A 12963-nucleotide genomic window follows, 5' to 3' on the forward strand; every position below is an offset into this window, starting at 1 on the left:
GACCTGAAGAGGCGTCAAAATACGCGTAATTCGTGCTTCGTGGCTGGCTGATGAAATAAAATCCAGGTATCATGCGACGCATTATTGACCTGATGACCTTGCCCGCGCGGCAGAATACGGCGGAGGATGAGCCCGGATGTCATTACCCATCTATCTGATCGGCGCACGCGGTTGCGGTAAAACCACCATTGGCCAGGCGCTGTCGCAGGCGCTGAATTACGCCTTTCGCGATACCGATCACCATCTGCAGCTCACCACACAACGCAGCGTTGCTGAGCTGGTTGCGGCCGAAGGCTGGGAGCGTTTTCGCGCGCGCGAAAGTGAATCCCTGCAGGCGGTCACGGCACCGTCAACCATTATTGCCACCGGTGGCGGCATGGTGCTGGCAGAAGCCAACCGCCGGTTTATGCGCGATAACGGTCAGGTCATCTGGCTGAACGCACCTTCCGGCGTGCTGGCCGACCGGCTGACGCGTCAGCCGGAAGCGGCGCAGCGTCCAACCCTGACCGGGCGGCCTATTGCCGAAGAGATGGGCGATATTCTGCGTGAGCGCGCCCACCTTTACCGTCAGGCCGCCCATCACGAAGTGAACGCCATGCAGCCACCGGAACGGGTGGTGGAACAGATTCTGCACGCGCTTTCGCTGGCCCGCGCCAGCTGATTCCCTCAGATTTCTCCCGCTTTGTTGGCAGCGATCCGCCTTTGTCTATACTGAATAACAGACAGGGGATCGCCGCTGTCTGTGTGGAAACCTGACATAAGAGGGAAACGTATGCCAACCAGACCACCCTATCCACGTGAAGCGCGCATTGTTGCCGTTGAAAAAGGCCCGGCGGGAAATACCGTCACCTGGTACGAATTACGTGCCGATCATCCGCGCCCGGATACGTTAATCAGTGAACACAAAACGGAATCGGAAGCGCAGGACGCAAAAGACCGTTACGAAGATGTGGAAAAAGAATAACGGTTACGGGCGGGGAAACCTGCCCAACCTTTATTACGTCCGGTCGCTAAAGATATTTTTTTCTTTTTTCTGAATTGCCTGATTATTCTGCCAGTCTGATATTCCTTTCTTTATCGCTCCGCACCTGCCTGATAACGTCTGCTGATTTACCCTTTATTCCGTATTTTATTCTGACTTAAATGTTGCCGGCATTATCCGGTGCAAAATTTACGCTTGACCCGGCCTCCGCCACACTTTACTTTCAGCTGACTCATACAGGAACTCAGTTCCATATAGTGGAACCTTCGCCATGACCACACTCGAAAATGCGTCTGCCGTGCTCCGGTTATTCCAGCGTGCTGGTATAACACAGGGCCATCCAGGCCTCTCTTTTACCGAGGTGGTAACGGCGCTGGCTTTGCCGAAAAGCACCGTTTCGCGTCTGCTGGCGACCATGGAAAGTGAAGGTTTACTGGAGCGCGATCCGGACAGCCGCTGCTACCGCATTGGGCGCGTGCTGTTATCCGTGGCCGGCCATTATCTCTCTACGCCGCTGGTTGACAGCGCGTCGGCGCCGATGGCGCGCCTTGCCGCCAGCAGCGGCTGCATGGGCTATATCTCGGTGCTGGACGGCAATGATGTGCTGGTGATGCGCATGTTTCATGGCCGCTTTTTTACGCAGCTGGTCACGCCGCCGGGCACGCGGGTGTCGGTTACCGGCACCTCCACCGGCCGCGTCCTGCTGGCGCAGTTAAGCGACGAGCAGGTACGGCAGCGCTTTGCGGATAACTGGCAGGCGGCTTCGCCGAACTCGCCGCGGCATCTGGATGCGCTGTGTCAGGAGCTGGCGCGTATCCGCCAGCAGGGCTGGGCACTGGCGCGGAATGAAACCCTGCCGGGCATCAGTTCGCTGGCGGTGGCCATCACCCATAAACATCGGGGCGAAAGCGCTGCACTGTGTCTTTCGTTTCTCTCGCAGGAAGCCGCCCCGGGTTATCCGGAAGCGCTGCTCAGCGAATTGCGCGCAACGGCTGCACTGATGGCTGAAAAATATGGCGCAATGTCTCTGGATAATACAGAGCAACCCGCATTCGATTTTAAGGCGTAATACTTCGCGCCACACCGGGGAAATAGCAGGTCTTCGGACCTGCTTATTTCAATAATCAGGGAACGATGAATTAAAGCGTTGTTGTCCCGCGTGGCGGGCGCAGCGAAATAAGCGCGTTTCTGCAGGGTGAAAATACGGGGAAACAATGCGTCAGGATAATCCAGTTAAAAGTATCGGCACCGGGCTGATGCTGGTGCTGCTGTCAGTGGCCGGTGCCATTATCGGCGTTCAGCTTATTACCACCATTGGGGTTACGCCCAATACTTCCATTATCGGTGCGCTATTTGCCATGCTGCTGGCGCGCATTCCGCTGCAATGGTTTCGCCGCTACCGCTCGGTAGAAGTGCAAAACCTGGCGCAGACGGCCATCTCCTCTGCCACCTTTGGGGCTGCCAATAGCCTGCTGATGCCCGTTGCGGTGCCGTGGGCACTGGGTGAGCCGCAGCTGGTGCTGCCGCTGTTTATCGGCGTCAGTGCCGCTATGCTGCTGGATGCCTATCTGCTCTATCGCCTGTTTGACACCCGCGTTTTTCCCGCCAGCAATGCGTGGCCGCCCGGCGTGGCTGCGGCGGAAGCCATCAAAGCCGGCGACAACGGCGGGCGTCAGGCATGGCTGCTGGTGGCGGGGATTGCGGGCGGTATTGCCGGCGCGATGCTGAAAATCCCGATGTCAGCATTTGGCACTGCCTTTATCGGCAACATCTGGGCGCTGAGCATGCTCGGCGTTGGGTTTCTGCTGCGCGCCTACGCCCAGCCAGTGGCCGGGGTAGACATCAACGCCCTTTATATCCCTCATGGCGTGATGGTGGGGGCCGGGCTGGTGGCGCTGATTCAGGTGGTACAGGTGATCCGCAGCCGCCGTCCCGATCATCTGCGCGTCAGCCGCAGCGACACAGACGTCAAACGCGCGCTGGGCCTGGGCTCGGTGGGGTACATCGCGATCGCCGCACTGCTGGCGCTGGGCGGTGGCCTGTGGAGCGAGCTGGGCCTGCCGATGTTGTTGCTGTTTATCCTGTATGCGGCGTTTGCAGCCTTTGTCCACGAACTGATTGTCGGCATTGCGGCTATGCACTCGGGCTGGTTCCCGGCTTTTGCGGTGGCGCTGATTACCCTGATCCTCGGTATTCTGATCGGTTTTCCGCCGCTGGCGCTCTGCCTGCTGTGCGGCTTTACCGCCGCCACCGGGCCGGCTTTTGCCGATATGGGATATGACCTGAAAGCCGGTTTTATTCTGCGCGGCAACGGCACCGATATGCAGCAGGAGCTGTGGGGGCGTCGTATTCAGCTGATGGCCGCCCTGCTGGCCTTTGTGATCTGTATTCCGGTGGTGTGGTATGCACACACGCTGTTTTTTGCTGAAAACCTGCTGCCGCCGGTGGCACGCGTCTACGCCAAAACCATTCAGGCCGGTGCCGAGCCTGGCATCGCGGGCAGCCTGCTGATATGGGCTATTCCCGGAGCGATCATTCAGCTGATCGGCGGGCCGAAGCGCCAGCTCGGCGTGCTGCTGGCCACTGGTCTGCTGATCAATAACGCGGCGGCCGGCTGGGCGGTGCTGGTCGGGATTGCGCTGCGGATTGTGATCCTGCGCATCTGGGGCGAGCGCGGACGTTCACCCATGGAGGTGATGGCCGCCGGGTTCATTGCCGGCGACGCGCTATACAGCTTCTTCCATTCTCTTTTTGCCAGCAGCAGTAAAAAATAATCCAGGAAACGTTATATGAGTTTACAGCAGACACTGCAGGTCTTTGAGTTACTCGACAGCGCGTATGTGGACGGGCAGCAGGTGGTGGATCTGTTTGCCGCTTATCCCGGCGTCCGGGCCCGTTTTACCCGCGTCAGCGGGGCGAAAGGGCGCACCGATTTTGTCCGCATCGACATTCCGGGCCGCCACGGTAAAAGCGCTGGCGGCACCGCGCCCACGCTGGGCATTATCGGGCGTCTGGGCGGAATTGGCGCGCGCCCGACGCGCATGGGTATGGTGTCAGATGCCGACGGTGCGGTGGCGGCTGTCAGCAGCGCGCTCAAACTGGCGCAGATGCAGACTAAAGGCGATGTGCTGGCCGGTGACGTCATTGTGACCACTCACATCTGCCCGGACGCGCCCACCCGACCACATGAGCCGGTGGATTTCATGGATTCGCCCTGTGATGATATCACCATGAATGACAATGAGGTGGTCGCAGACGTGGATGCCATCCTCTCCATTGACACCACTAAAGGCAATCGCATTCTCAACCACAAAGGTTATGCCTTATCGCCGACGGTGAAAGAGGGTTACATTCTGCGGGTTTCTGAGGATCTGCTGCGGATTATGGAGATGACCAGCGGCCAGCCCGCGGTGACTTTCCCGATTACCACGCAGGACATTACGCCCTACGGCAACGGGGTTTATCACCTCAACAGCATTATGCAGCCCTCAACGGCGACGGATGTGCCGGTTGTGGGCGTGGCGATTTGTGCTGAATCCGTGGTGCCGGGCTGCGGCACCGGAGCCAGTCACGAAGTGGATATCGCCGCCGCCGTGCGCTTCGCCGTTGAAGTGGCGAAAGAGTTCGGACGCGAAACCTGCCAGTTTTATGACGCGCAGGAGTATGCGCGGCTGCTATCTTTGTACGGTAGCCTCTCTCATCTGCGTTCACGGAAAGCATAACCATGGCAAGCGACCTGATTACCCTGACCATTGGCCAGTCGCCGCGTCACGATATCCTGCCGCTGCTGGAGGCGTATCTGCCGGCCGGGCAGGTGGCGCATGCCGGGTTACTTGATGGCCTGACGCCGGCCGCCATCGCTGCGCAGTATGCGCCAGCGCCGGGTGAAAAGGTGCTGGTCTCGCGGCTGTCCGGCGGCGAGCAGGTGCGTCTGTCAGCACCCGGCGTTGAGCGGGGACTCCAGCGTAAAATCCACGAACTGGAGCAGCAGGGTTACGGCACTATTCTGCTGCTGTGCACCGGCCAGTTTGGCGCGCTGAAAACCGAATCGGCGCTGCTGCTGGAGCCGGATCGCATCATTCCGCCGCTGGTGAAGGCCATCGTGCAGGCGCACCAGGTCGGCATTGTGGTGCCGGTAGCCGAACAGGTTGAGGAGCAGGCCAGCAAGTGGCAGCTTTTGTCGCGCGCGCCCTGTTTCGCGGTGGCCAGTCCTTATCTGGCAGAGCAGCACGATTTGATTGAGGCCGGCCTGTCGCTGCAGGAGCAGGGCGCAGAGGTGGTGGTGCTCGACTGCATTGGCTATCACCAGAAACACCGCGATTTTCTGCAGAAAATGCTGGGCATTCCGGTGCTGCTGTCAAACGTGCTGGTGGCCAAGCTGGCGGCAGAACTTATCCTCTGAACGCGGGCGATCACATCCTGCGCACGATGGCGCTAATTCACGTGACAGATCAGCAGGTTCCCTTGTAATCTGCCGGTAACCCTAATCTGCTGTGAGGAAGGACTATGCTCAACGTAAGCGAGTATTTTGACGGAAAAGTGAAATCCATTGGTTTCGACAGCGTCACCATTGGCCGCGCCAGCGTGGGCGTGATGGCAGAAGGTGAGTACACCTTTGGGACCGGGCAGCCAGAAGAGATGACGGTGGTCAGCGGCGCACTGAAAGTGCTGCTGCCAGGTGAAGCGGAGTGGAAGTGGTATGAAGCGGGTTCGGTGTTCAACGTACCCGGCCACAGTGAATTTCATCTGCAGGTGGCAGAACCTACCTCCTACCTGTGCCGCTACCTGTAAGGCGCGGGTAGCCGCCGCCGGACAACCGGTAATCCTGCACAGGATTACCGGTTTTTTTATGCCCGCGCAGGCTGCACGCTTAGCGCTTTGCCTCGCCGCCCAGGGCTTCGGTCAGGTTGCCGATCAGCGCGGCCAGTTCGCTGGTCATCAGAATGAAATCGGCGTCAAACCGCTGAGCGAAATCGTCGCGGTCGATATCATCATTCTGCTCACGCAGGGTATCGCTGAACTTCAGGCGCTTCACCGAGGCATCGTCAGCAATCACAAACTGAATCCGCTCCTGCCAGTCCAGCGCCAGTTTGGTCACCACTTTGCCCGCTTCAATGTGCGTGGCGATTTCGTCGGAGATCAAATCCTGCTTTTTGCAGCGGATCACGCCGCCGTCTTCCAGTATCGCTTTCAGCTCGGCCTCATCCATAAGGGTGAAACCGGCAGGCAGTTCGCCGGAGCGCACCCATTCGGTCAGCGTCAGCTCAATCGGATTTTCCAGCGTCAGCGGCACCACCGGCAGCGATCCCAGACTCTTGCGCAACAGCGCCAGCGTGTCTTCCGCTTTTTTGGCGCTGGCACAGTCAACGATAATCAGATTGTTAACGGTGTCGATCCACATAAAAGTCTGACTGAAACGGCTGAAGGCGCGCGGCAGCAGGCTGTGCAGCACTTCATCTTTCAGCGAATCTTTCTCGGTCTTTTTCAGCTTGCGGCTCTGTTCCGCTTCCAGCTTTTCGATTTTGGCTTCCAGCGCCTGCTTCACCACCGGCGAAGGCAGAATTTTCTGCTCGGTGCGGGCACAAATCACAATCTGACCGTTTATCACGTGCGTCAGCGCATCGCTGCGGTTGCCCATCGGCGATACCCAGCCGGTGGCGGCCATATCCTGGCTGCCGCACGGCGAAAAGGTAAAGGCGTCGAGCTGTTTTTCCAGATCGTCTGCGGACAGCGGAATGTCACGATTCAGACGATAAACCATCATATTTTTAAACCACAACATCGGGATTCCTTACCGTGGGTGCGATCGGGCGCACAAGTCTCAAACAGTCAGCGCGCATGATAGCGAAACATCGGAGCGGTTTCATTGCCTTTCCCGATTTGCCCTTCTACTGTATCTGTCACCTGAACGAATAATGAGGAATAAAGCGTGCGTATCGGTATTGATTTGGGCGGCACCAAAACTGAAGTGATTGCGCTGTCTGACGACGGTCAGGCGCTGTTCCGCCACCGGGTGAATACCCCGCGTGACGATTACGCGGCCACGGTACAGGCGATGGTGGATCTGGTGCAGCTGGCGGAAGCGCAGACCGGCCAGCAGGGTACCGTAGGCGTCGGCATTCCGGGCACGATTTCTCCTTATACCCAGCGGGTGAAAAATGCTAACTCCACCTGGCTCAATGGTCAGCCGCTGGATAAAGATCTGGCCCGGGCGCTGAATCGTGACGTGCGCATCGCCAACGACGCGAATTGCCTGGCGGTTTCCGAGGCGATTGACGGCGCAGGCGCGGGCCAGCCGCTGGTGTTTGCGGTGATCATTGGCACCGGTTCGGGTGCCGGCGTGGCGATCAACGGCGAATCGCGCATCGGCGGAAACGGCAACGCCGGGGAGTGGGGACACAATCCGCTGCCGTGGATGGACGAGGATGAGCTGCGCCACCGTGCGGAAGTGCCCTGTTACTGCGGGCTGCAGGGCTGCATTGAAACCTTTGTCTCCGGAACCGGTTTCGCCATTGATTATCAGCGGCTGAGCGGAAAAGCGCTGAAGGGGGCTGAGATTATCCGGCTGATTGAGCAGCAGGACCCGGTCGCCGAGCTGGCGATGAGCCGCTATGAGCTGCGGCTGGCAAAATCGCTGGCGCAGGTGGTTAACCTGCTCGATCCGGATGTGATTGTGCTGGGCGGAGGCATGAGCAACAACGATCGCCTGTATCAGACGGTGCCTGCGCTGATGAAGCAGTGGGTGTTTGGCCGCGAGTGTGAAACGCCGGTACGCAAAGCGGTGCACGGTGATTCCAGCGGCGTGCGCGGTGCCGCCTGGCTGTGGCCGTTAAAGCCGTAAAGCACGCGGTTCTCCCTCTCCCGCCAGCGGGAGAGGGAGGGCGTCCGGGCAGCGTGGTGAGGATTACTCACCGGCCAGCAGCGGATCCTGCGGGGCGCGATCGCGCTGGGCTTTGGTCGCCAGAAAATAGCCGTACCCCGCCAGCATGATGGCCACAAACAGCGCGCCAATCAGCGGGTTAAACCACAGCATCGCCACCAGACACACCAGCGACAGCACCAGTGCTATGCCTGGTACAATCGGATAGCCTGGCGCGCGGAAGCTGCGCGCCATCTGCGGCGCGCTGCGGCGCAGCCGGAACAGGCTGAGCATACTCATCAGGTACATCACAATGGCCCCAAACACCGCCATGGTGATCATCGCCGCCGTCAGCGTCATGCCCTGTAAATTAATCAGCCCGTCGCTGTAAATCGCCGCGATGCCGATCACCCCGCCCGCGATGATAGCGCGGTGCGGCGTCTGAAAGCGTGACAGCTTCGCCAGAGCCGGCGGCAGGTAACCGGCACGCGCCAGCGCAAAGAACTGGCGTGAATACCCGAGAATGATGCCGTGAAAGCTGGCGACCAGACCGAACAGGCCAATCCATACCAGCATATGCATCCAGTTTGAGTGCTCGCCCACAATCATTTTCATCGCCTGCGGCAGCGGATCGTTGATGTCCGACAGGCGACGCCAGTCACCGGCGCCGCCCGCCAGCAGCATCACGCCGATAGCCAGCACCACCAGCGTCACAATGCCGCTGATATAGGCCTTTGGAATGGTGCGCTTCGGATCCTTTGCCTCTTCAGCCGCCATCGCCGCGCCTTCGATGGCAAGGAAAAACCAGATGGCAAACGGAATGGCAGCAAAGATGCCGGAGACGGCTGGCAGGGAAAAATGATCGCTGCCGGCCCAGCCGTGAGCGGTAAAGTGGGCCAGGCTGAAGCCCGGTGACACGACTCCCATAAACACCAGCAGCTCCAGCACGGCCAGTACCGTTACCACCAGCTCAAACATGGCCGCCAGCCTGACGCCGAGGATGTTGAGCGCCATAAACACCAGATAGGCGCCCACTGCGGCGGTTTTCGGGTTCAGCGCGGGATACTGAACGTTGAGGTAAGCGCCAATCGCCATCGCGATAGCCGGTGGCGCAAAGACAAATTCAATCAGCGTCGCCATGCCGGCAATCATACCGCCGGTTTCGCCAAACGCGCGGCGGCTGTAGGCAAACGGCCCGCCCGCATGCGGGATGGCGGTGGTCAGTTCGGTAAAGCTGAAGATAAAGCAGGTATAGAGCGTAGCGATCATCAGGGTGGTAACCAGAAACCCCAGCGTGCCCGCAACGCCCCAGCCGTAACTCCAGCCAAAATACTCGCCGGAAATCACCAGACCAACCGCAATTCCCCACAGATGCAGGGTGCCCAGCGTGGGTTTGAGCTTATTTGTCATCTTCGTCTCCCCGTCTTAATGAATGTGCGGCGGATACACCGCGCTGATTATCTGTGCACTACAGTGAAGGGATAATGCCGCCGCCCCGCACGGAAAAACCTGACCGTGGCGCGTGCAGTGTTGTCCTCTGCGGTCAACTTCCATGCAGGAAAAGTGCCGGTTGTACGCTGCGGTCAACTTTGGCTGCTGTCAGGTCAGGAAGTCAGGACGACCTCATCCCATGCTGATAACCCTGTGTTGTCCTGGAGACTGAATCATGAGCGCAAAACAAGCCGAAACGCTGACCGATACTGAAATCACCCTGCTGGCGCAGCGCGCGCTGGCCAGCTATCCCGCCCCTTTTCACGGTGACCTGACCCTGCTGTGCCGCTCGGAAAACGCCACCTTTCTGCTGCGGGCGGGCGGCAGGCGCTATGCGCTGCGACTGCACCGTCCGGACTATCACAGCAAAGCTGCTATCCGCAGCGAACTGCAGTGGCTGGATGCGCTGCGCGACACCGGCATTACCGTACCGCAGGCGATCCCCGCGCGGGATGGCGAAACCGTCCTGACGCTGACGCTGGCGGATGGCAGCCCGCGACACGCGGTGCTGTTTCACTGGATCGACGGGGAGATGCCGACCACCGAGGTTGATCCCGCCGCGTTTCAGCAGCTGGGGGAGATCACCGCGCGACTGCATCAGCACAGCCGGCGCTGGCAGCCGCCGGCCGGATTCCAGCGCATCATCTGGGATCACCACACCATGGTCAGCGAGCACAGCCACTGGGGACGCTGGCAGGATGCGCCCGGACTCGATCCGGCGGATCATGGCATTGTCGCCGAAGCGGTCATCCGCATCGGTCAGCAGCTGGCCGCGTTTGGCAAAGACGCCGATCGTTACGGGCTGATCCACGCCGATCTGCGGCTGACCAATCTGCTGCTGCACAAAGGCGAAACCCGGGTGATCGATTTTGACGATTGCGGCATGGGCTGGTATCTGCACGATCTGGCGGCGGCGATCAGCTTTGTTGAACATCATCCGCGTGCGGCTGAGTGGGTGGAGAACTGGATCCGAGGCTACGAGCGTGTCGCGCACATCAGCGACCAGGAGATGGCCATGGTGCCAACGCTGCTGATTCAGCGGCGCATTCAGATGACGGCGTGGATGGGCACGCATGCGGAGACGGAGATGGCGCGCAGCCTCGGACCGCACTGGGCTGATCATTCGGTACGCTTATGCCGCCGCTACCTGGAGAGCAGCGCGCTGCCGGTTGGGGCCTGACGCACCAGCAGCGGGCAGCGCTGCGTCGGCATAGCGCACGCCACGGCGGCCTGCGTATGCGCTGCGGTGGCGTGACGCAGGCAGGCCGGGCAGGGCGGCTGCCGGCGGTGCTGGTATGAAAATTGCTGCAGCAGGCTGTGTGTTTTTTTCCTGTGAGGTCATGATGCCAGCATTCACGTCTTCCGACGCGCTCAGCGCGTTTCCGCTGCAGGCCGGCAACCGCGGCGTGCTGGCGGCCGCGGCCACCGGTCTGAGCGCGTTTATCAGCGATAACGGCGGCGATGTCGATCGGATATTCGGTATCAGCGGTATTGATTCAGAGCTGCTGGCCAGCCCGACGCTGAGCCTCGGGCTGGTGAATTACTGCCGCGTGATGGAAGAGGCTGCGCGTCAGTCCGGTTTTGATAACTTCGGTTTGCATTACGGCAGGCAGTTCAAACCGCAGTCATTAGGGCTGATCGGCTATATCGGCCTGTGCTCCGCCACGCTGGAGCAGGCGCTACACAATGTGGTGAATGCCTTTCCGTGGCATCAGCATGACACCCTGACGCGGCTGGTGGACAAAGGCGACTGCTGGCGGCTGGATTATCAGGTACGTCACGGCGCTATCCTCGCCCGGCGCCAGGATGCGGAGCTGACGCTCGGCATGTTTCTGAATCTGATTCGCCACGTTGCCGGCAAACACTGGGCACCGCGTGAAGTGCACTTTGAACACCCGCGCCCGGCGATGTGGCACGAGCACTGCAAAGTGTTTGATGCGCCGGTGTGGTTTGATCAGCCGTTTAACTCACTGGTGATCGCCAAACGGGATTTGCTGCGCGCCATGCCGGAACAGGATGCCATGCTGCTGATGGTCATGCAGGATGCCATCCGCCGGCTCAACAGCCGCACCAGCGGGCAGAGCGTGGCCGGGCAGGCGCGCGCGCAGGTGAGCCTGGCGCTGATGCACGGTGAACCGGTGCTGGAGCTGATTGCAGAGAAAATGGGGCTGACCAGCTGGTCGCTGCAGCGGCGGCTGCGCGAAGCGGGCCTCAGCTTCAGCGGCCTGGTGGATAACGTGCGCTGCGAAATGGCCACGCACTATTTACAGCAGAAGCAGCTGACCATTTCGGAAATGGCGCTGCTGCTGGGGTACTCCGAAGTCAGCGCCTTTTCCCGCGCGTTCCGCCGCTGGTTTGGTATCAGCCCGCGCCAGTGGCGGCAGGATGGGCTGGCAAGCTAGCGCGGTGTGGCGCAAAACCAAACCAGGCGGGCTGATCGGGTTCGGGCGGCGGCGGTAGCTGACGCGCCTGTCCAATCAACTGCCAGGCGCGCAGGCACAGCGCTTCATCGCCCTGCGTCTGCGTGACGGCATAGCGTCCCCCGGCCTGCCACTCCAGCCGCACCAGGCACTGCTGACCGGCATAATGCGCCGCATCGTGAAAGGCCCGGCTGAGCTGCTGCTGCATGGTTTCGCTCCACTGGCAGGCGGCGCTGCCCGGCGTACGCTGCGGCTCACATAAATTAGCCAGCGTGTTTTCTGCCGGCGCTGCCGGATGCTGGCAGGCGCTCAGCAGCGCCGTCAGCGCGGCGACAGCGCCAGTCAGGACCATTCGATTAAATAAATTCATGTATCAGCCTGTATTTTTCCTAAAGATCCCCGCCCCTGCTGCCGACAGTCTACAGACCGCGTCAGGTTTTGCTATGGCAATCCTCTGACTGTCGGCATAACCAGAATTTGCCGCCCCGGGGGCGGTGTTATCCCTTCCTTTATTCATGGACTCGAAATGCAGAAAAAATATGCCCTTGCGGCTCTCTCCCTGGTAAGCGCGGCGCTGCTCAGCGGCTGCGCCAGCGAATCATCACGCGCTATCGAAGCGCCGCAGGTACGTGCGGCCAGCCAGCCGGTTTATCAGGGCGTGCGCAGCCCTGTCGCCGTGGGCCAGTTCGATAACCGCTCATCCTATATGAACGGCATTTTTTCGGATGGGGTTGATCACCTTGGCAACCAGTCAAAAACCATTCTGATTACCCACTTACAGCAAACCAACCGTTTTAACGTGCTGGATCGCAGCAACCTGAAAGAGCTGCAGCAGGAGGCGGATTTCAAACGCAGCCAGCAAAACATCAAAGGCGCGAATTACATCATCACCGGTGATATTACCGAGTTTGGCCGCAAAGAAGTGGGGGACCAGCAGCTGTGGGGCATCCTTGGCCGCGGCAAGCGGCAGATCGCCTACGCCAAAGTGAACCTTAACGTGGTGGACGTGGCCACCTCGGAAGTGGTGTACAGCGCGCAGGGCGCCGGAGAGTATGAACTGTCGGCACGTGAAGTGATCGGCTTTGGCGGCACCGCCAGCTACGACTCTACCCTGAACGGCAAAGTGATGGATCTGGCGATCCGTGAAGCGGTGGATCACCTGGTGGATGGCATCAACGCAGGCGCATGGCGTCCGACAAAATAAGGATATT

At 60.0% G+C, this 12963-nt stretch carries 14 protein-coding genes; 11 read left to right on the forward strand and 3 right to left on the reverse strand.

All coding sequences use genetic code 11. The features are described 5' to 3' along the window. Positions 1-136 precede the first annotated feature (136 nt). The 7 genes from aroL to ppnP all read left to right on the forward strand — a co-directional run bounded on the left by aroL (position 137) and on the right by ppnP (position 5773). Positions 137-661 (forward strand): shikimate kinase AroL, encoded by a 525-nt coding sequence (aroL, locus tag D8B20_RS04250; protein WP_145887427.1) that lies wholly within the window; start codon positions 137-139, stop codon positions 659-661. Between the two features lie 111 nt (positions 662-772). Next, a complete protein-coding gene (locus tag D8B20_RS04255) occupies positions 773-964 on the forward strand; it encodes a YaiA family protein (protein ID WP_145887430.1) in 192 nt (63 codons plus the stop codon). A gap of 289 nt (positions 965-1253) precedes the next feature. After that, positions 1254-2051, forward strand: coding sequence for an IclR family transcriptional regulator (locus tag D8B20_RS04260; RefSeq protein ID WP_145887432.1), 798 nt, complete (start codon positions 1254-1256; stop codon positions 2049-2051). Positions 2052-2196: 145 nt separating this feature from the next. Then, positions 2197-3756, forward strand: a complete 1560-nt coding sequence (locus D8B20_RS04265; RefSeq protein ID WP_145887434.1) for an OPT/YSL family transporter — start codon at positions 2197-2199, stop codon at positions 3754-3756. A gap of 15 nt (positions 3757-3771) precedes the next feature. Further along, positions 3772-4704: a DUF1177 domain-containing protein gene (locus D8B20_RS04270; protein WP_145887436.1), complete on the forward strand. Its 933-nt coding sequence runs from the start codon at positions 3772-3774 to the stop codon at positions 4702-4704. A 2-nt stretch (positions 4705-4706) separates the two neighbouring features. Beyond that, complete coding sequence (locus D8B20_RS04275; RefSeq protein WP_145887438.1) at positions 4707-5384, forward strand: AroM family protein; 678 nt, start codon at positions 4707-4709, stop codon at positions 5382-5384. A gap of 104 nt (positions 5385-5488) precedes the next feature. Further along, positions 5489-5773: a pyrimidine/purine nucleoside phosphorylase gene (gene ppnP / locus D8B20_RS04280; RefSeq protein ID WP_010616577.1), complete on the forward strand. Its 285-nt coding sequence runs from the start codon at positions 5489-5491 to the stop codon at positions 5771-5773. A 79-nt stretch (positions 5774-5852) separates the two neighbouring features. Here ppnP and rdgC read toward each other — a convergent pair whose 3' ends face one another. After that, complete coding sequence (gene rdgC / locus D8B20_RS04285) at positions 5853-6764, reverse strand: recombination-associated protein RdgC (RefSeq protein ID WP_145887440.1); 912 nt, start codon at positions 6762-6764, stop codon at positions 5853-5855. Between the two features lie 147 nt (positions 6765-6911). Between rdgC and mak the strand changes: the two genes are divergently transcribed. Further along, positions 6912-7823, forward strand: a complete 912-nt coding sequence (mak, locus tag D8B20_RS04290) for a fructokinase (protein WP_145887442.1) — start codon at positions 6912-6914, stop codon at positions 7821-7823. A gap of 63 nt (positions 7824-7886) precedes the next feature. Here mak and eat read toward each other — a convergent pair whose 3' ends face one another. Continuing rightward, positions 7887-9251 (reverse strand): ethanolamine permease, encoded by a 1365-nt coding sequence (gene eat, locus D8B20_RS04295; protein ID WP_145887444.1) that lies wholly within the window; start codon positions 9249-9251, stop codon positions 7887-7889. Positions 9252-9507: 256 nt separating this feature from the next. Between eat and D8B20_RS04300 the strand changes: the two genes are divergently transcribed. Beyond that, complete coding sequence (locus D8B20_RS04300; RefSeq protein ID WP_145887446.1) at positions 9508-10512, forward strand: phosphotransferase enzyme family protein; 1005 nt, start codon at positions 9508-9510, stop codon at positions 10510-10512. 160 nt (positions 10513-10672) lie between these two features. Continuing rightward, the gene (qhpR, locus tag D8B20_RS04305) at positions 10673-11734 is read left to right on the forward strand and encodes an AraC-like transcriptional regulator QhpR (RefSeq protein ID WP_370664118.1); all 1062 of its coding nucleotides are present in this window, start codon (positions 10673-10675) and stop codon (positions 11732-11734) included. On the opposite strand, the gene D8B20_RS04310 is transcribed toward qhpR, so the two are convergent. Then, positions 11694-12122 carry a cell envelope integrity TolA C-terminal domain-containing protein gene (locus tag D8B20_RS04310; RefSeq protein ID WP_145887448.1) on the reverse strand — a complete coding sequence of 143 codons (429 nt, stop codon included), beginning with the start codon at positions 12120-12122 and terminating at the stop codon, positions 11694-11696. The two genes, qhpR and D8B20_RS04310, sit on opposite strands and share 41 nt — an antisense overlap. Before the next feature lie 156 nt (positions 12123-12278). Here D8B20_RS04310 and D8B20_RS04315 point away from each other — a divergent pair, with 156 nt between their 5' ends. Continuing rightward, positions 12279-12956 carry a CsgG/HfaB family protein gene (locus tag D8B20_RS04315; protein ID WP_145887450.1) on the forward strand — a complete coding sequence of 226 codons (678 nt, stop codon included), beginning with the start codon at positions 12279-12281 and terminating at the stop codon, positions 12954-12956. Positions 12957-12963 lie beyond the last annotated feature (7 nt).

It is taken from the genome of Candidatus Pantoea soli, assembly GCF_007833795.1.
Taxonomy (GTDB): domain Bacteria; phylum Pseudomonadota; class Gammaproteobacteria; order Enterobacterales; family Enterobacteriaceae; genus Pantoea; species Pantoea soli.